The organism is Pseudomonas sp. zfem003, assembly GCF_032621675.1.
Lineage (GTDB): Bacteria > Pseudomonadota > Gammaproteobacteria > Pseudomonadales > Pseudomonadaceae > Metapseudomonas > Metapseudomonas otitidis.
Genome location: NZ_JAVYJG010000003.1, coordinates 215516 through 233472, shown reverse-complemented (window position 1 = coordinate 233472; position 17957 = coordinate 215516). Strand labels below are relative to the sequence as shown.

Annotated in this window: 16 protein-coding genes; 7 read left to right on the top strand and 9 right to left on the bottom strand. The window is 70.7% G+C overall.

What is annotated here, in order from left to right; genetic code table 11:
* Positions 1-2: 2 nt before the first annotated feature.
* Together RTK35_RS07240 and RTK35_RS07235 are read right to left on the bottom strand one after the other, a co-directional pair.
* Entirely contained in the window at positions 3-2138 is a 2136-nt protein-coding gene (locus RTK35_RS07240) for an adenosylcobalamin-dependent ribonucleoside-diphosphate reductase (protein ID WP_160482539.1), read from the bottom strand.
* Between the two features lie 147 nt (positions 2139-2285).
* Entirely contained in the window at positions 2286-3263 is a 978-nt protein-coding gene (locus tag RTK35_RS07235) for a zinc ABC transporter substrate-binding protein (protein ID WP_410478637.1), read from the bottom strand.
* On the opposite strand from RTK35_RS07235, the gene RTK35_RS07230 reads away from it, so the two are divergent.
* The 3 genes from RTK35_RS07230 to znuB are packed head-to-tail and all read left to right on the top strand — an operon-like array spanning position 3262 to position 5343.
* On the top strand, positions 3262-3762 hold the full coding sequence (locus RTK35_RS07230) for a Fur family transcriptional regulator (RefSeq protein ID WP_074969949.1): 501 nt from the start codon (positions 3262-3264) through the stop codon (positions 3760-3762). The two genes, RTK35_RS07235 and RTK35_RS07230, sit on opposite strands and share 2 nt — an antisense overlap.
* Entirely contained in the window at positions 3759-4565 is an 807-nt protein-coding gene (gene znuC, locus RTK35_RS07225) for a zinc ABC transporter ATP-binding protein ZnuC (protein WP_316907702.1), read from the top strand. The genes RTK35_RS07230 and znuC overlap by 4 nt, the downstream gene beginning before the upstream one ends.
* Complete coding sequence (gene znuB, locus RTK35_RS07220) at positions 4558-5343, top strand: zinc ABC transporter permease subunit ZnuB (RefSeq protein WP_044403842.1); 786 nt, start codon at positions 4558-4560, stop codon at positions 5341-5343. Before znuC ends, znuB begins: the two co-directional genes overlap by 8 nt.
* On the opposite strand, the gene RTK35_RS07215 is transcribed toward znuB, so the two are convergent.
* Entirely contained in the window at positions 5340-6989 is a 1650-nt protein-coding gene (locus RTK35_RS07215; RefSeq protein ID WP_316907701.1) for a GMC family oxidoreductase, read from the bottom strand. The two genes, znuB and RTK35_RS07215, sit on opposite strands and share 4 nt — an antisense overlap.
* Before the next feature lie 234 nt (positions 6990-7223).
* Here RTK35_RS07215 and RTK35_RS07210 point away from each other — a divergent pair, with 234 nt between their 5' ends.
* From RTK35_RS07210 to RTK35_RS07195, 4 genes are all read left to right on the top strand, one after another.
* The gene (locus RTK35_RS07210; RefSeq protein ID WP_316907700.1) at positions 7224-8021 is read left to right on the top strand and encodes a PA5502 family lipoprotein; all 798 of its coding nucleotides are present in this window, start codon (positions 7224-7226) and stop codon (positions 8019-8021) included.
* 179 nt (positions 8022-8200) lie between these two features.
* On the top strand, positions 8201-9208 hold the full coding sequence (locus RTK35_RS07205; RefSeq protein ID WP_044403850.1) for a methionine ABC transporter ATP-binding protein: 1008 nt from the start codon (positions 8201-8203) through the stop codon (positions 9206-9208).
* A complete protein-coding gene (locus tag RTK35_RS07200; protein ID WP_044403853.1) occupies positions 9208-9873 on the top strand; it encodes a methionine ABC transporter permease in 666 nt (221 codons plus the stop codon). Before RTK35_RS07205 ends, RTK35_RS07200 begins: the two co-directional genes overlap by 1 nt.
* Before the next feature lie 55 nt (positions 9874-9928).
* Positions 9929-10699: a MetQ/NlpA family ABC transporter substrate-binding protein gene (locus RTK35_RS07195; protein WP_074969941.1), complete on the top strand. Its 771-nt coding sequence runs from the start codon at positions 9929-9931 to the stop codon at positions 10697-10699.
* A 531-nt stretch (positions 10700-11230) separates the two neighbouring features.
* On the opposite strand, the gene RTK35_RS07190 is transcribed toward RTK35_RS07195, so the two are convergent.
* From RTK35_RS07190 to RTK35_RS07165, 6 genes are all read right to left on the bottom strand, one after another.
* Positions 11231-11629 carry a YbaN family protein gene (locus tag RTK35_RS07190; RefSeq protein ID WP_069565927.1) on the bottom strand — a complete coding sequence of 133 codons (399 nt, stop codon included), beginning with the start codon at positions 11627-11629 and terminating at the stop codon, positions 11231-11233.
* Positions 11622-12215, bottom strand: a complete 594-nt coding sequence (locus RTK35_RS07185; protein WP_044403861.1) for a biliverdin-producing heme oxygenase — start codon at positions 12213-12215, stop codon at positions 11622-11624. Before RTK35_RS07185 ends, RTK35_RS07190 begins: the two co-directional genes overlap by 8 nt.
* Positions 12216-12716: 501 nt before the next feature.
* Entirely contained in the window at positions 12717-14060 is a 1344-nt protein-coding gene (locus tag RTK35_RS07180) for a TolC family outer membrane protein (RefSeq protein WP_074969937.1), read from the bottom strand.
* Positions 14060-15382, bottom strand: a complete 1323-nt coding sequence (locus tag RTK35_RS07175) for an HlyD family type I secretion periplasmic adaptor subunit (protein WP_316907699.1) — start codon at positions 15380-15382, stop codon at positions 14060-14062. Before RTK35_RS07175 ends, RTK35_RS07180 begins: the two co-directional genes overlap by 1 nt.
* 13 nt (positions 15383-15395) lie before the next feature.
* Positions 15396-17171 carry a type I secretion system permease/ATPase gene (locus RTK35_RS07170; protein WP_316907698.1) on the bottom strand — a complete coding sequence of 592 codons (1776 nt, stop codon included), beginning with the start codon at positions 17169-17171 and terminating at the stop codon, positions 15396-15398.
* A 156-nt stretch (positions 17172-17327) separates the two neighbouring features.
* Positions 17328-17930, bottom strand: coding sequence for a heme acquisition protein HasA (locus RTK35_RS07165; protein WP_044410248.1), 603 nt, complete (start codon positions 17928-17930; stop codon positions 17328-17330).
* Between the last annotated feature and the right edge of the window lie 27 nt (positions 17931-17957).

Genomic DNA, 17957 nt, shown 5'->3' with positions numbered 1-17957 from the left:
GCTCAGTAACGCCCGTAGTAGCCCTCCTTGAGGGCCTCGTACAGGTTCGCCGCCGTGTGCACCTCGCCGTCGTACTCCACCTCCTCGTTGCCCTTCAGCTCCACCACGCTGCCGTCCTCCAGTTCGAAGCGGTAGCGGGTCTTCTCCAGGTCCGCGTCCTTCACCAGCACGCCCTGGAAGGCCGCCGGGTTGAAGCGGAAGGTGGTGCAGCCCTTCAGGCCCTGGCGCCAGGCGTAGAGGTAGATGTCCTTGAAGGCCTCGAAGGGGTAGTCGGTGGGCACGTTGGCGGTCTTGGAGATGGAGGAGTCGACCCACTTCTGCGCCGCCGCCTGGATGTCCACGTGCTGGGCGGGGGTGATGTCCTCGGCGGTGACGAACCACTCCGGCAGGCCATGGCCCGCCGACTCGGCCCCGGGCGCCGCCTGCGGGTCCACCAGGGCGCGGTAGGCCAGCAGCTCGTAGCTGACCACCTCGACCTTCTGCTTGGTCTTGCGCCCGGGGCGGATCAGGTTGCGCGAATAGACGTGGGCGAAGCTCGGCTCGATGCCGTTGGAGGCGTTGTTGCCCAGGCTCAGGCTGATGGTGCCGGTGGGGGCGATGGAGCTGTGGTGGGTGAAGCGCGCGCCCACCTCGGCCAGTTGCGCCACCAGCTCCGGCGCGTGCTCGGCGATGCGCTGCATGTAGCGCGAGTAACGCGCGTGCAGCACGCTGCCGGGCACCGAGTCACCCACCTTGTAGCCGTCAGCGGCCATCTCCGGGCGCTGCCGGAGCATCGCCTCGGTCACCGTGAAGCGCTGCGCCAGCAGCGGTGCCGGGCCTTTCTCCTTCGCCAGGTCGAGGGCCGCCTGCCAGCCCACCAGGGCCATCTCCCGGGCCACCTCTTCGGTGAACACGCAGGATTCCGGGCTGCCGTAGCGCAGGCCGAGCAGGGCGAGCGCCGACCCCAACCCGAGGAAGCCCATGCCATGGCGGCGCTTGCCGGTGATCTCCTCGCGCTGCTGCGCCAGGGGCAGGCCGTTGATCTCCACCACGTTGTCCAGCAGGCGGGTGAAGACCTTCACCACCTCGCGGAAGCGTTCCCAGTCGAACCGCGCCTGGTCGGTGAACGGGTCGTCGACGAAGCGGGTCAGGTCGATCGAGCCCAGCAGGCAGGAACCGTAGGGCGGCAATGGCTGCTCGCCGCAGGGGTTGGTGGCGCGGATCGCCTCGCACCACCAGTTGTTGTTCAGCGCGTTGACCCGATCGATGAGGATGAAGCCCGGCTCGGCGTAGTCGTAGGTGGAGGCCATCACCATGTCCCACAGGTGCCGCGCCTTGAGCCGGCCGTAGATGCGGCAGGCCACCCGGCCGTCCTCCCGCACCTGGTAGCCCGCGTGGATCGGCCAGTCGCGCCAGAGCACCTGGGCCGGGTCGTCCAGGTCCACCTCGTCCAGCTCGCGGGCATGCAGGGGAAACACCAGCGGCCACTCGGCATCCTGCTCCACGGCCTGCATGAAGGCATCGGTCACCAACAGGCTGAGGTTGAACTGGCGCAGGCGGCCGTCCTCGCGCTTGGCGCGGATGAACTCGCGCACGTCCGGGTGGGCGATGTCGAAGGTGGCCATCTGCGCACCACGCCGGCCCCCGGCGGAGCTGACGGTGAAGCACATGCGGTCGTACACGTCCATGAACGACAGCGGCCCGCTGGTGTGCGCCCCGGCACCGGAAACGAAGGCGCCCCGGGGGCGCAGGGTGCTGAACTCGTAGCCGATGCCACAGCCGGCCTTGAGGGTCATGCCGGCTTCGTGGACCTTGCCGAGGATGTCGTCCATGGCGTCATGGATCACCCCCGAGACGGTGCAATTGATGGTCGAGGTGGCCGGCTTGTGGGCCTGGGCACCGGCGTTGGAGAGGATGCGCCCGGCCGGCAGCGCCCCCTGGCGCAGGGCCCAGAGGAAGCGCTCGTACCAGTGCTCGACGTCCTTCGGCTCCACCTCGGCCAGGGCCCGGGCCACCCGTTGCAGGCTGTGGTCCGGGGTGTCGTCCAGCGGCGTACCGTCACGCCGGCGCAGGCGGTACTTGCTGTCCCAGATGTCTTCGGAAGCCGCCTGCAAGGGCAGCGGCAGGCGGGTCTTCGCGGGGGAGCCGGTGCGGGTCATGGGGGTCGGAGCCTCCTGTCGCCGGGGCAGAGATGTCCCGAGAGGAAGTTAGACCGTCGACCAAGGAAAAGTCGTCGCGACTCGACCGATGGTTTGGCTTGTGGGCGCGCGCAGGCTACGCGCTGTGGATAAGTGGCCCGGGGCGCCTCAAAGCGCCTCCAGGCACCCCGCCAGGCCCTGGGCCAGGTCGTCCAGCAGGCGCTCGTAGCCACCTGCGGCCACCGGCACCTGCATGCCCAGTGCATCCAGCTCGGCCAGGCGCACCGGCAGGCCCTGGGTCAGGGTCTCGGCCAGGCGCGGGCGCACCGGCGGCTCGCTGAACACGCAGCTGGGGCCGGCCGCCCGCAGGCGCTCGCGCATCGCCGCCACGTGGCGGGCACCCGGCTGCACCTCGGCCGCCACGCTGAACACCCCGGCGTGACGCAGGCCGTAGGCGCTCTCGAAGTAGTCGAAGGCCTCGTGGAAGACGAAGAACGGCTTGCCGCTGACGGCCGCCATGCGGGCCTTGAGGCGAACGTCGAGCTGGTCCAGGCGCTCGCCGAAAGCCTTCAGGTTGGCCTGGTAGCGCGCCGCGTTGGCCGGGTCCGCCGCCGACAGGTCCGCCGCCATGCGGGCGGCGATCACCCGGGCGTTGGCCGGCAGCAGCCAGAGGTGGGCGTCCAGGGAGCCGGGGCGGTGGTCATGGTCGTGCTCGTGGGCGTCCTCGTGCTCATGCTCATCGTGGCCGAGGGCCTCGAAATGGCGCAGCTGCATGCCCGGCAGATCCTGCACCGCCACGGCCGGCGCGCTGCGCCCGGCGATCACCTTGGGCAGGAAGCCTTCCAGGTCCGGGCCGACCCAATACAGCAGCGGCACCTCACGCACCCGCCGTACGTCGGACGGCCGCAGCGCGTACTGGTGCGGCGAGGCCCCCGGCGGCAGCAGCACCTCGGGCTCGCCCACGCCGTCCTGAACGGCAGCGGCGATCAGCTGCAGCGGCTTGATGCTGGTCAGCACACGGATGTCGGCGCCGGCCGGCAGCGCCAGGCAGGCAAGGAGGGCGAGCAGGACGAGACGCGACACGGGGAGGACTCCGACACAAAGGCGTAATAGAATAACGTCTCTTTGACTCAACGTCGCCGCCATGCTCAAGCCGATCAAGACCCAAGCCCCCCTGGCCTGCCGCCCCCACGACCACTCCCACTGCGTGCGGGATGCGCTGGCCGAGGCCGAGGCCCTCTGCGCCCGCGACGGCCTGCGCCTGACCGCCCTGCGCAAGCGCGTGCTGGAGCTGGTCTGGGCCAGCCACAAGCCGCTGGGCGCCTATGACATCCTCGGCGTGCTGACCGAGGAAGACGGCCGCCGCGCCGCACCGCCCACGGTGTACCGCGCCCTGGAGTTCCTCCTGGAGAACGGCCTGGTGCACCGCATCGCCTCGCTCAACGCCTTCGTCGGCTGCAACCACCCCGGCGAAGCCCACCAGGGCCAGTTCCTGATCTGCCGCCAGTGCCAGACCGCCATCGAGCTGGAGCAGCCGGCTATCAGCGAGGCCATCATCACCAGCGCCCAGGCCGTCGGTTTCGCCGTGGAAGGGCAGACCGTGGAAGTGGTCGGCCTGTGCGCCACCTGCCGGGGCAAGGCATGAGCCAGGACGCGCTGATCCGCCTGGAGGGCGTCGGCGTCACCTTCGCCGGCCAGGCGGTGCTGCAGGACGTGGGGCTGACCCTGCGTCCCGGCGAGATCGTCACCCTGATCGGCCCCAACGGCGCCGGCAAGACCACCCTGGTACGCACCGTGCTCGGCCTGCTGCAGCCCCAGCGCGGCAGCGTCTGGCGCAAGCCGCGCCTGCGCATCGGCTACATGCCGCAGAAGCTCCAGGTGGATGCCACCCTGCCGCTCACCGTGCTGCGCTTCCTGCGGCTGGTGCCGGGGGTCGACCGCACCGCGGCGCTCGCCGCCCTCAGCGAAGTGGGCGCTCCCCAGGTGATCGACAGCCCGCTGCAGACCGTTTCCGGCGGCGAGTTGCAGCGCGTGCTGCTGGCCCGCGCCCTGCTGCGCGAGCCCGAGCTGCTGGTGCTGGACGAACCCGTGCAGGGCGTCGACGTCGCCGGCCAGGCCGAGCTGTACCGCCTCATCACCCAGCTGCGTGATCGCCTCGGCTGCGGCGTGTTGATGGTCTCCCACGACCTGCACCTGGTGATGAGCACCACCGACCAGGTGGTGTGCCTGAACCGCCACGTGTGCTGCTCCGGCCACCCCGAGCAGGTCAGCTTCGACCCGGCCTTCGTCGAGCTGTTCGGCAAGGACGCCCAGAGCCTGGCCGTCTACCACCATCACCACGACCACGAACACGACCTCCACGGCGAAGTGATCGAGCGCCCCGGCTTCCCCACCGGCACCCGCTTCACCCCCGTTCACACGCACGGCCCCGACTGCAACCATGGCTGATTTCCTCGTCAACGCCCTGCTCGCCGGCCTTGCGCTGGCCCTGGTGGCAGGCCCGCTCGGCTCCTTCGTGGTGTGGCGGCGCATGGCCTACTTCGGCGACACCCTGTCCCACGCCGCCCTGCTGGGTGTGGCCCTGGGCCTGATGCTCGACATCAGCCCGACCCTGGCGGTGACCGTCGGCTGCGTGCTGCTGGCGGTGCTGCTGGTGACCCTCCAGCAGCGCCAGCCGCTGGCCTCGGACACCCTGCTGGGCATCCTCGCCCACAGCACCCTGTCCCTCGGCCTGGTGGCCCTGAGTTTCATGAGCGAAGTGCGGGTGGACCTGATGGGCTACCTGTTCGGCGACCTGCTGGCGGTGAGCCCCACCGACCTCGCCTGGATCCTCGGCGGCAGCGCCCTGGTGCTGGGCCTGCTGGTGCCGCTGTGGCGGCCGCTGCTGGCCATCACCGTGCACGAGGAGCTGGCGCGGGTGGAGGGCCTGCCGGTCACCGCCATCCGCCTGGCGCTGATGCTGCTGATCGCCGTGGTGATCGCCGTGGCCATGAAGATCGTCGGCGTGCTGCTGATCACCTCGCTGCTGATCATTCCCGCCGCCGCCGCCCAGCGCCACGCCCGCACCCCCGAGCAGATGGCCGTCGGCGCCAGCCTGCTGGGCCTGGTGGCGGTGTGCGCCGGCCTGGCGCTGTCCTGGTTCAAGGACACCCCCGCCGGCCCGTCCATCGTGGTCTCGGCGGCAGCGCTGTTCCTGCTCAGCTTCGCCGCCCCGCGCCGCACCTAGCCGACCGTCGCCGGCTCGCTGCGCGCGGGCTGGCGGACGCTTGAGCGGCGATCCTCGAGGATCATCCGCGCCGCCTTCTCGGCGATCATCAGCGTCGGCGAGCAGGTGTTGCCCGACACAATGGTCGGCATGATCGACGCATCCACCACCCGCAGCCCCGGCACCCCGTGCACCCGCAGGCGCGCATCCACCACCGCCTCGCGGTCAGCGCCCATGCGGCAGGTGCCCACCGGGTGGAAGATGGTGGTGCCGATGTCGCCCGCCGCCTGGCGCAGCTCCGCCTCGCTCTGCAACGCCGGGCCCGGCAGGTACTCCTCCGGCCGGTAGGGCGCCAGTGCCGGCGCGGCGGCGATGCGCCGGGTCAGGCGGATGGCGTCGGCGGCCACCCGCAGGTCCTCCTCCTCGCTCAGGTAGTTCGGCTGGATCAGCGGTGGCGCCTTCGACTCGGCGGCGCGGATGTCCACCCGGCCCCGGCTGGCCGGACGCAGGTTGCACACCGAGGCGGTGAAGGCGGGGAAGGGGTGCAGCGGCTCGCCGAAGCGCTCCAGGGACAGCGGCTGCACGTGGTACTCCAGGTTCGCCCGTTGCTGCTCCGGGCCGGAGCGGGCGAAGGCGCCCAGCTGGCTCGGCGCCATGGCCAGCGGGCCGCTGCGGCTGAGCAGGTAGCGCAGGCCCATGCCGGCCTTGCCCCACAGGCTGCCGGCCATCTGGTTGAGGGTCGGCACGCCGCTGACCTTGTAGATCAGCCGCAGCTGCAGGTGGTCCTGCAGGTTGCCGCCCACCCCCGGCAGCTCGTGCCGCACGCCGATGCCAAGGCGCTCCAGCAGCGGGCGCGGGCCGATCCCCGAGCGCTGCAGCAGCGTCGGCGAACCGATGGCCCCCGCCGCGAGGACCACCTCCCGCGCGGCGAAGCTGCACAGGTCGCCCCGCCAACGCGCCACCACGCCACAGGCGCGGCCCTCTTCGAGTACCACCCGCTCCACCTCCACATCGGTCAGCACTCGCAGGTTCGGCCGGCCCAGCACCGGCCGCAGGTAGGCCTTGGAGGCGTTCCAGCGCACGCCGCCGCGCTGGTTCACCTGGAAGTAGCCACAGCCCTCGTTGTCACCGGTGTTGAAGTCATCCACCGGGGCGATGCCGGTCTCCCCGGCGGCGGCACGGAAGGCCTCCAGCAGCGCCCAGGACAAGCGCTGCCGCTCCACCCGCCACTCGCCCCCGGCGCCGTGGTACGCCGACGCGCCGCCGAAGTGGTCCTCGCAGTGCTTGAACAGCGGCAGCACCTCGTCCCAGCCCCAGCCGGGGTTGCCCAGCGCCGCCCAGTGGTCGTAGTCCGCCGCCTGGCCGCGCATGTAGATCATCCCGTTGATCGACGAGCTGCCCCCCAGCACCCGCCCGCGCGGGTAGCCCAGGGAACGGCCGTTCAGCCCCGGCTCGGCCTCGGTGCGCAGGCACCAGTCGGTGCGCGGGTTGCCGATGCAGAACAGGTAGCCCACGGGAATGTGGATCCACGGGTGGTTGTCGCGCCCGCCGGCTTCCAGCAGCAGCACGCGACAGGCCGGGTCGGCCGACAGCCGGTTGGCCAGCAGGCAGCCGGCCGGGCCGGCGCCGACGATCAGGTAGTCGTAGGGGAGGGGTTCGAGGTCCATGGGGCCTTCCTCTTATTGTCGTTTTGTCGGGCAGGGCCGAGCCTAGCAGGCCGCCGGCCCGGTCGGCCGGAAAGGTCGGACCCGCCTCGGCTGATTTTCCCGACGGCCGGCGAACGCCAGGCCAGGCAACGGGTCTGATAGCACGCTGAGGGCAGGCCCGCGCCTACACTTTTGTCCTACCCGGTCGCGCCGTGTAGAATTGCGCGTTTTTTGAACAAACCGAGAATCGCAGGAATGAAGCCGTTCGCAACCCGATACCTTCCCGTTATCGCGATTTCCCTGCTGTTAGCCGCGTGCCAGAGCAAACCCCAGGACACCGTCATCCCCGCCGATGAACTGGTCACCCGTTTCCGCCAGCTCGACCTGACCCTGGCCAACGGCCAGCTCGCCGAGGCCGAGACCCAGCTCAAGGCCTTGCAGACCAGCGCCGCCGGCGACACCCGCCTCGAGCAGTACCAGCGCCAGCTCTCCGAAGCCTGGCTGAAGAAGGGCCAGGCCGCCCTGCAGCAGGGCGACCTCAACAGTGCCACCACTGCCCTCAGCCACGCCCGCAGCCTGATGCCCCAGGCCCCGGCGCTGACCACCGGCCTGGACGGCGCCATCGCCCACGCCCGTGCCAGCGAAAGCGAGCGTGCCGCCCAACTGGCCGCCGCCCGTGCCGAGCAGGCGCGCCAGCAGCAGCTCGCCGCCCAGCGCCAGGCCGCCACCCCGGCGCCCCAGACCCAGCCGGTGGAGGAGAAACCCGCCGCCCCCGCACGCCCGGTGCGCCGCGTCGCCAACGACGTGGCCCTGCCGATGCTGGACAACGACGACAACGAGCGCCTGCGCAGCCTGCTCGACGCAGTGGCCGCCGACGTGGTCGCCTTCGACTGCGACGTGCGCCTGCATGTGCGCGAAGCCAAGCAGTACCCCTGGGTGGTGGCCCTGCTCCAGGCCCGGGTGAAGAAGCTCGACCCCGCCTACAAGCTGCGCCTGGCCCACAGCATCGACCCCAGCCAGACCCCGCGCCTGCAACTGAACCCCGCACGCTGATCCCCCGCGCCCGGCCCCCTCGCGGGTCGGGCCGCAAAACCCCGCTTTCGCCCCCGCGTTATTCCAAGTGGCTATACCCCTAGGCCGACAAAGATTTTCGGCCACACCCCGCGAAGCGGTAGACTACGCGGCTTTTTAGGCCCCATCGGGCCCCCGAGAGCCCCACAAGGTTTCCCTACGTGATCGAATTCCATGACGTCCACAAGGCGTATCGAGTCGAAGGCCGCGACATCCCCGCGCTGCGACCGACCGACCTGAGCGTGGCCCAAGGCGAAGTGTTCGGCCTGATCGGCCATTCCGGTGCCGGCAAGAGCACTCTGCTGCGACTGATCAACCGCCTGGAAGAGCCCAGCGGCGGGCGCATCGTCATCGACGGCGAAGACATCACCGCCCTCGACGCCGAAGGCCTGCGGCGCTTCCGCCAGCGCGTCGGCATGATCTTCCAGCACTTCAACCTGCTGTCCTCCAAGACCGTCGCCGACAACGTCGCCCTGCCGCTGAAGCTGGCCGGCGAGCTGTCCCGCGCCGAGATCGAGCAGCGCGTCGAGGAACTGCTGGCCCGGGTCGGCCTCGCCGCCCACGCCCGCAAGTACCCCGCCCAGCTTTCCGGCGGGCAGAAGCAGCGCGTCGGCATCGCCCGCGCCCTCGCCACCCGGCCGAAGATCCTGCTCTGCGACGAGGCCACCAGCGCCCTCGACCCGCAGACCACCGGCCAGGTCCTGCAGCTGCTGGCGGAGATCAACCGCGAGCTGAACCTGACCATCGTCCTCATCACCCACGAGATGGACGTGATCCGCCGCGTGTGCGACCGCGTCGCGGTGATGGACGCCGGCGTCATCGTCGAGCAGGGCCCGGTGGCCGACGTCTTCCTGCACCCGCAGCACCCCACCACCCAGCGCTTCGTCCAGGAGGACGAGCAGGTGGACGAAGGCGAGCAGCGCGAGGACTTCGCCCACGTCCAGGGCCGCATCCTGCGCCTGACCTTCCAGGGCGAAGCCACCTACGCCCCGCTGCTGGGCACCGTCGCCCGCCAGACCGGGGTGGACTTCAGCATCCTGGCCGGGCGCATCGACCGCATCAAGGACACCCCCTACGGCCAGCTGACCCTGGCCCTCACCGGCGGCGACATCGAGGCCGCGCTGGCCTGCTTCCGTGAAGCGGACGTTCACCTGGAGGTCCTGCGCTGATGAACGAACTCATCGCCAACATCGACTGGTACGAAATCTGGCTGGCCAGCCTCGACACCCTCATGATGCTGGGCGGCTCGCTGCTGTTCACCGTCCTGCTGGGCCTGCCGCTGGGCGTGCTGCTGTTCCTCACCAGCCCGCGCCAGCTGTTCGAGAACCGCGCCGTCTACAGCCTGCTGTCGCTGGTGGTGAACGTGCTGCGCTCGCTGCCGTTCATCATCCTGCTGATCGTGATGATCCCCTTCACCGTCCTCATCACCGGCACCTCCCTGGGTGTCGCCGGCGCTATCCCGCCGCTGGTGGTGGGCGCCACGCCGTTCTTCGCCCGCCTGGTGGAAACCGCCCTGCGCGAAGTGGACCGCGGCATCATCGAGGCCACCCAGGCCATGGGCGCCACCACCCGGCAGATCGTGGTCAACGCCCTGCTGCCGGAAGCCCGGCCGGGCATCATCGCCGCCATCACCGTCACCGCCATCACCCTGGTGTCCTACACCGCCATGGCCGGCGTGGTGGGCGCGGGCGGCCTCGGCGACCTGGCCATCCGCTTCGGCTACCAGCGCTTCCAGACCGACGTGATGGTGGTCACCGTGGTCCTGCTGCTGGTGCTCGTGCAGATCCTGCAGACCGTCGGCGACAAGCTGGTGGTGCATTTCTCCCGCAAATGAAAGGATGGCCGGCGTCCACCCGACCCGGCCCTCGCATTCCCATAAGGAGCGTTCCATGAAAAAACTGCTGGTGGCCGCTGCCGCCTTCGCCGCCCTCTCCGCCCAGGCCGACACCCTGACCGTGGCCGCCACCCCGGTGCCCCACGCGGAGATCCTCGAATTCATCAAGCCCCAGCTGGCCAAGGAAGGCGTGGACCTGAAGATCAAGGTCTTCACCGACTACGTGCAGCCCAACGTGCAGGTGGCCGAGAAGCGCCTGGACGCCAACTTCTTCCAGCACCAGCCGTACCTGGATGAGTTCAACAAGTCCAAGGGCACCCAGCTGGTGAGCGTCGCCGGCGTGCACATCGAGCCCTTCGGCGCCTACTCCAGCAAGATCAAGAAGCTCGACGAACTGCCCCAGGGCGCCTCGGTGGTCATCCCCAACGACGCCACCAACGGCGGCCGTGCCCTGCTGCTGCTGGCCAAGGCCGGCGTGATCACCCTCAAGCCCGAGGCCGGCATCACCGCCACCCCCAAGGACATCGCCGAGAACCCCAAGGGCATCAAGGTGCGTGAACTGGAAGCAGCCACCCTGCCGCGCGTGCTGACCCAGGTCGACCTGGCCCTGATCAACACCAACTACGCCCTGGAAGCCAAGCTGAACCCCACCAAGGACGCCCTGGCCATCGAAGGCAGCGACTCGCCCTACGTGAACATCCTGGTGTCCCGTGCGGACAACAAGGATAGCGCCGACATGCAGAAGCTGGCCAAGGCCCTGCACAGCCCCGAGGTAAAGAAGTTCATCGAGGAGAAGTACAAGGGCGCCGTGGTACCGGCGTTCTGATCGCTTCCCGGTCATGAAGAAGCCCGCTCATCGAGCGGGCTTTTTTGTGGGTGCTGTCTCAGTGCTTTGTTGCGGAGCCAAGCCGGTTATCGAGTTTTGCGGGTGTTTTTCGTTTCGCCCTCCCGGGCGAGTCCCTTTTCCAATCGTTGAAAAGGAACCAAAAAACTTGCCCCTGCATCCGGCCCGACTGCGTCGGGTTCCCTCCCTCCATCGTCGTTACAGGGGCACGCGCCGACGGGCCATCCATGGCCCGACGGCGCTCTCGCGACATCCATGTCGCTCAACCCCTTCCACAACGATTCCACTCGGCCTCCTGAAGGGGCACTGTCGCCGCCCCACCCTCACACGCTCAACGCAAGCACAGCGTGCGCTCACGACTTGCTAACGCTTTAGCTACAGGGAGTGGGGGCAAGGTCAGTTGCAGGGCTTTGTAGAGCGGCAACAGAAGATCAGTACATGACGATTGTGTAGGCCGCGTTCGAGCCGGGATTGAAAGAAGCATCCTTCAGAGCGCAGGCCCGGCGAGCGCCATCAGCCGATCTCCACCCGCTCCGGCCGCGACCAGATCCACGCGGCCCCGAACGCCATCCCCACTCCGGCCATGACCACCGACGGCGTGTGCGACACGGTGCAGGCCATCAGCGTCAGCCCCAGGCTCATGCTGACGCTGGCCGCCAGCTTGGTGCGGCGGGTGATCACCCCGCCACGGCGCCAGTTGCGCAGCGGCGGGCCCAGCAGGCGGTGGTTCTCCAGCCAGGCGCTGAGGCGCGGCGAGCCGCGGGAGGCGGCCCAGGCCGCCAGCAGCACGAACTCGGTGGTGGGCAGCCCCGGCAGCACCACGCCCAGCAGCGCCAGGCCGATGGCCAGGTAGGCCAGAGCCACCCACAGCCAGCGCAGGCGGCCAGGTGTGGGGGCGGGGGTATCAGGCAAAGCAGCGTTCCAGGTGGTCGGTGAAGCGGTTGAACGCCGCGATGGCGGCGGCCTCGGCCAGGCGCTCCTGCTCGGCGTCCAGGGCCAGGCCGTCGAGGGTGGCGACGAAGGCCTTCCAGCCCTGGGCGCGGCCGCCGGCCGGTTCGCCCAGGTGGCGGGCGCCGAAGGTGTCGGAAAGGCCCAGGCCCTCGGCACGCTTGTAGAGGAACGCCGCGCCGAGCTTGGAACCCTCGGAAACGAACAGCCAGCCCAGGGCCGCGCCCAGGCTCAGCCCCACGGTGGGCGCCTCGCCCTCGACCGCTGGCAGCGGGTGGCCCAGGTCCGCCAGGTCGGCCTTGGCCTGCTCGTGACGGGCACGGGCCGGCAGGTCCTCGAACAGCTGGCCCAGGCTGGCGTCGGCGTACAGCCCGGCCAGGTCCATCTGGAACAGGTACTGCGCCGCGACGAAGCGGGCGAAGTGCTCACGCTTGCCGAACGGGTCGTGGCTCTTCACCAGCGCGTCCAGGCGGCTGTGGGGCTCGTGGGTGACCTGGTTCAGGCGCTGGGAGCGCAGGGGATGGGACAGTTGCGGCTGGGATGCGGTCATGGCGATGTCTCGATTCGAGTGAACTGCCCAGGCGAAGCGCCGGGCCTTTCACACATGACGTTTTAGCGAACGAGACTCAGTAAAAATAATTGGACAGCTGCCAGTTTCAGAACACCACCGCCGAAGACTGGGCTGATTCCAACGCAGAGAAGCCGGTAAGTGCTACCCAGGATGTGACGCCCACATTGATGTATGTGGCTTGCCCTCGAGGGTGGGGCGGCGGAATCGCCCCTTCAGGAGGCTGAGTGGAGTCGTTGTAGAAGGGGTTGAGCGACATGGATGTCGCGAGAGCGCTGCCGGGCCATGGATGGCCCGTCAGCGCGTGCCCCTGGAGCAACGACGGAACGAGGGAAGTCCCGCGCAGCGGGACCCGTATGCAGGGGCAAGCCCTTTTGGCCCCTTTTGGGGCGACTGCCAAAAGGGGCTCGCCCGGGAGGGCGAAACGGAAAACATCCGCAGAACGCGAAAAGCAGCCGAGCCCCATTCCCGAAGCTGCTCCGCTCAGGCTTCGGGAGTCCTCCTGCTCCCCTCGAAATACCCCGCCAGCGCCTCCAGGTCCCCCGGCACCAGTTGCCCCGCCAGATACCGCAGCTGCAGCCACGCGCGCAGGTAGCCGTAGCGCGCCTGGGCCAGGTCGCGGCGGGCGCTGTAGAGCTGCTGCTCGGCATCCAGCACGTCGAGGTTGACCCGCTCGCCCCCGGCCACGCTGCGCCGGGTCGCTTCGATCAGGGTGCTGGCAGACTCCACCGCCAGGGCGTAGGCGCGCAGCTTGGCGGCACTGCTGGCGCAGAGGTTGAACTGCTGGCGCAGCTGGTTGAGGGTCTCGGCGGTCTGCGCGTCGAGGCTGTGGCTGGCCTGCTCCACCTCGGCCACGGCGCGGCGGGTGGAGGCGCTGACGGCGCCCCCGGCGAACAGCGGCAGGCTGATCTGCAGGCCGATGCTGTCGGTGTCGTATTCCTGGTTGTAGGTGCTCTCGGAGCCGGAGCGGGTCTTGCTGGTGCTGGCGTAGGCGCTGACGGTGGGCAGGTGCCCGGCGCGGTTGCGCTCCACCGCGTAGCGGGCCCGGTCGAGGGCGTGGCGCTGGGCGGCCAGCTCCGGATTGGCGGCCAGGGCGAGGTCGCGCCAGGTCTCGAATCGCGCCGGTTGCAGCGGCTGCAGGGTGAAGTCCTCCGCCAGCGGGGTGAGGTCCTGCACCGCCAGGGGCTCGCCGACGATGGCCTGCAATTGGCGCAGGGCGGCGTCGAGGTTATCCACAGCCTCGATCTCCTGGGCGCGGGCCAGCTCCAGGCGGGCGCCGGTTTCCAGCAGGTCGGTGCGGGTGCCTTCGCCGGCCTGGAACAGCCGCTGGTTGAGCTGCAGCTGCTCGGCATAGGCGCGGCGCTGGGCCTGGACCAGGGCGATCTGGTCCTGGGCGAACAGCGCCTCGCTGTAGGCGCTGAACAGGCGCACCAGCAACTCCTGGCTGCGCCCGCGGTAGCGCGCATCGGCCATCAGCGCCTCGGCCTCGCCCTGGCGGTAGGCGGCCCAGGCGGCGTAGTCGAACAGCGGTTGCTGCAGGGTGAGGGTGGAGGCGCGGCTGCGGTAGTCACGCTGGCTGGTGACGTTGCCCTGGGTGCTGGCCTGGGTCACTTCGGAGTCGTTGCGCGCGCTGCTGTAGCTGTAGGACAGCGTCGGCAGCAGCCCGGCCCGGCCAATGGCGCGGGCCTCCTGGCCGGCATCGCGCTCGGCCAGGGCGGCTTGCAGGGTCGGGTCGTTGCGCAGGGCCAGGGCGTAGGCGTCGCGCAGGTCGAGGGCGCTGGCCGGCCAGGCGAGCGCCAGCAGCAGGGCGGGGAGCAGGGCGCGCATCAGTCCTCCGACAGGGCCAGGTGCAGGCGGTCGGCCAGGGGCTTGAACAGGTAGTTGAGCAGCGAGCGCTCGCCGGTGCGGACGAAGGCCTGCACCGGCATGCCGGGGCGGATGTCGAGGCCGGCCAGTTGCCGGGCACCGTCCTCGCTGACGCGGATGCGCACCTGGTAGTAGGGCTCGCGGGTCTGCTCGTCGAGCAGGCGGTCGGCGGACACCAGCACCAGCTCGCCGGGCACCCGGGGCGTGCTGCTCTGGTTGAAGGCGGCGAACAGCAGCTCCACCGGCAGGCCGGGGCGCAGGCGGTCCACCAGCTCCACCGGGGCGCGGGCGTCCACCAGCAGCGGCGCATCGCGGGGTACCACCTCCATCAGTTGCTGGCCGGGCGCGATGACCCCGCCGGGGGTGAACACCGCCAGCCCCACCAGGGTGCCGGCCACCGGGGCGCGCACCTCGGTGTGGGCCAGTTCGAACTCGGCGCTGGCCAGGCGGCTGGCCAGTTCACCGAGGCGCAGGCGGTTCTCCACCTGCTGCTGGTGCAGGTCGCGGCGGTACTCCTCGGCCTGCTGGCGTTCGCGCCAGCCCAGCTCCTGCACCTGCTGGCGGGCGTGGCCGATGGCGCCGACGGCTTCGCCCAGCTCCCCGTCGAGCTGGGCCAGCAGGCGCTCGTTCTCCAGCAGGCGGTTGCGCGGGATGTAGCCCTCCTGCGCCAGACCACGCAGCCCCTGGAGCTGCTGCAGCAGGGCTTGGCGCTGCTCGCGGCGGTAGCGCTGGGCGCTTTCCAGCCCGGCGAGGTGGGCGCGGGCACCGGCCAGCCCCTCGCGCAGGGCGGCCTGTTGCAGGCGCTGGGCTTCGCGGCGGCTGGCGAACAGCTGCTGGTGCAGGGCCTGGCTGGCCTGCATGTCGGGGTCGCCGGCCGGCAGGCTCGGCGGGAAGCGCAGCTGCGCCTGCCCCTCGGTTTCGGCCGCCAGGCGCACGGCGGCGGCCTGGGCGTCTCGGTACTGCTGGCGCAGGGTGTCGCGTTCGGCGCGCGGGCGGGTGGCGTCGAGGGTGAGCAGCACCTGGCCGGCGCTCACGGCCTCGCCGTCGTGCACCAGCAGGCGCGCCACCACGCCGCCGGTGGGGTGCTGCACGGCCTGGCGGTGGCCGGCGACCACCACGCTGCCGCTGACGGCGACGCCCTTGTCCAGCGGGGCGAGGGCGGCCCAGAGCAAAAAGCCGCCGAAGCCGGCCAGCACCAGCCAGCGGCCGAGCCGCGCGGGGCGGTGGTCGTCGAGGGGCAGCACATCGGCCAGGGGGCGGGGGGCATCGGGCAAGGCGGGCATGGCAATCCTCGGCTCAGGAGCGGGTGGCATCCAGGCGGTAGTTGAGGCTGTAGGCGGAGGCGGCCCGGCGGGGGGCGGGCGCAGGGGCCGGGGCGACGGCGGGCGGTGCAGCGGCAGGCTCGCGCTGCAGGGCCTGGAGCACCCGCGCCGCGGGGCCAAAGGCCTGCATCTGGCCGCCCTTGAGCACCAGCAGGTGGTCGACGCTGGCCAGCAGGCTGGGCTTGTGGGTGATCAGCACCCGGGTGCGGCCGGCTTCGCCCAGGCGGGCGAGGGCCTCCAGCAGGGCGCGCTCGCCGTCTTCGTCGAGGTTGGCGTTGGGCTCGTCCAGTACCACCAGGGCCGGCAGCCGGTAGAGCGCGCGGGCCAGGCCGATGCGCTGGCGCTGCCCGCCGGAGAGGCCGGCGCCGCCCTCGCCCAGGCGCGTGTCGTAGCCCTCGGGCAGGCGCAGGATGAGTTCGTGCACGCCGGCCAGGCGCGCGGCCGCCACCACCTGCTCGGGGTCCGGTTCGGCGAAGCGGGCGATGTTCTCGGCCACGCTGCCGGCGAACAGCTGCACGTCCTGGGGCAGGTAGCCGATGTGGTCTCCCAGGCGCTCGCGGTCGGCCTGGGCGAGGTCGGCACCGTCCAGGCGGACCTTGCCGCCGGCCGGCTCGGCGGCACCCACCAGCAGGCGCGCCAGGCTGGACTTGCCGGAACCGGAGGCGCCGATGATGCCGAGCGACTGCCCGGCCTCCAGGGCAAAGCCGATGGCGGCCAGGCAGGGCCGCCAGCTGCCGGGGGCGAAGGCGGACAGCTGCTCCACCTCCAGCGCCCCCCGTGGCGCCGGCAGGGGCATGCCGGCACGGCGCGGTGGTTCGGCCTGCAACAGGGCCTGCAGGCGCTGCCAGGCGTCGCGGGCGCCGCTCCACTGGCGCCACACGGCGATCAGCTGGTCGATGGGTGCCAGCACCCGCGCCATGAGGATCGAGCCGGCGATCATCATCCCCGGGGTGATCAGGTGTTCCAGCGCCAGCCAGGCGCCGAGCCCCAGCACCAGGGACTGCAGGCCCAGGCGCACGCCCTTGGAGAGGGCGCCGACGGCGGCCATGCGTTCGCTGGCCAGCCCCTGGCAGGCGAGGAAGCCGCGGTGCTGCGCCAGCCAGCGCGCCCGCAGGCGGCCGAGCATGCCCATGGCGTCGATGGCCTCGCCGTTGCGCAGGTGCCCGGTGGCCTGCTGGCTGGCCTGTTGCGCCAGTTGCCCGGCCTGCTGCAACAGGCCGTGGCTGACCCGCTCGTTGAGCCAGGCCAGGGCCACCAGCGCCAGGGCGCCGACCAGGGCGAAGAGGCCGAGCCAGGGGCTGAACAGGCCGATCACCACCAGGTACACCGGGAACCAGGGGGCGTCGAAGAAGGCGAACAGCGCCGGACCGGTGGCGAACTGGCGCAGGCTGTTGAGGTCGGCCAGGGCCTGGGCCGGGCTGGCACCGCTGCGGCTCGCGGCGCGGTAGGCAGCGTCGTGGATGCGGGCGTTGAAGGCCATGTCCAGGCGCGCACCCAGGCGGATCACCACCAGGCTGCGCAGCCACTCCAGCGCGCCCATGAAGGCGAACAGGCCGAGGGCCATGAGGGTCAGCATCAGCAGCGTCATGGCGTTGCCCGAGGCCAGGACGCGGTCGTAGACCTGCAGCATGTACAGGGCCGGCACCAGCATCAGCAGGTTGATCACGGCAGTGAACAGGCCGACGTTGAGCAGCGCCGGGCGGCTGGCGGCCAGGGCCTGGCGCAGGTCATCAGGGTGAAGGGTGGTCATGGACGGCCCCAGAGGCGCCGGCGGCAGGTTGACGCCCACCCCGGCGGCTCACAGAATTCGCACCCTCCGCAGCCCTCGCCCGCCAAGACTCGGGCTGCGGGGGTCACTCCACGCGAATGGGGGTCACCCTCCATTCGCGTCTCCTTTTCCCGCCGATCAGGCCGCCAGGGCCAGGTCGTCCAGCGGCTGCTGCAGGCCCACCGCTTCGGCCGGTGCCACGCTCAGCGGGCCGGCTGCCAGGGCGGCCGCCACGGCGTCGAAGGTGCTGGCGGTGGACACGCCGTAGTCGTCCAACAGGTCGTTCAGCACGCTCTCCAGGGCGCTGGTGTTGCCGCCCATCAGGCCGTAGACCACCTGGTGGACCGCGCCGGCGTGGCCTTCGCTGAGCAGGCTCGACAGCCCCAGGCCGCTGAAGCTGGCCTCTTCCTTGCCCGCGCCGAACTCGAAGCCCGAGGCGGTCTTGGTCAGGTCGCTGCCCAGGGACACGCTGTCCAGGTTGCCGTACAGGGTGTGGGCCGGGCTGGAGAACAGCGAGTAGCTGAGGTTGCCTTCGGCGACGAAGCCGGCGTCGCTGTTGGGGCTGGTCAGGGCGTACTCGGTGCCGCTGAGGGCGCCGGGGTAGAAGCCGCCGGTGTTGACGCCGTCCTGCACCTGGCCGGGGCGGTGGTTGGCATCGCCGAAGTAGCCGGCCCAGTCGGCCAGGTAGTCGGTGATGGTCCAGCTGGCGTAGGTGGCGGAGTAGGAAATCGAAAGGCTCATGCAGTGTCTCCAGTTGAGGTTTCCGCC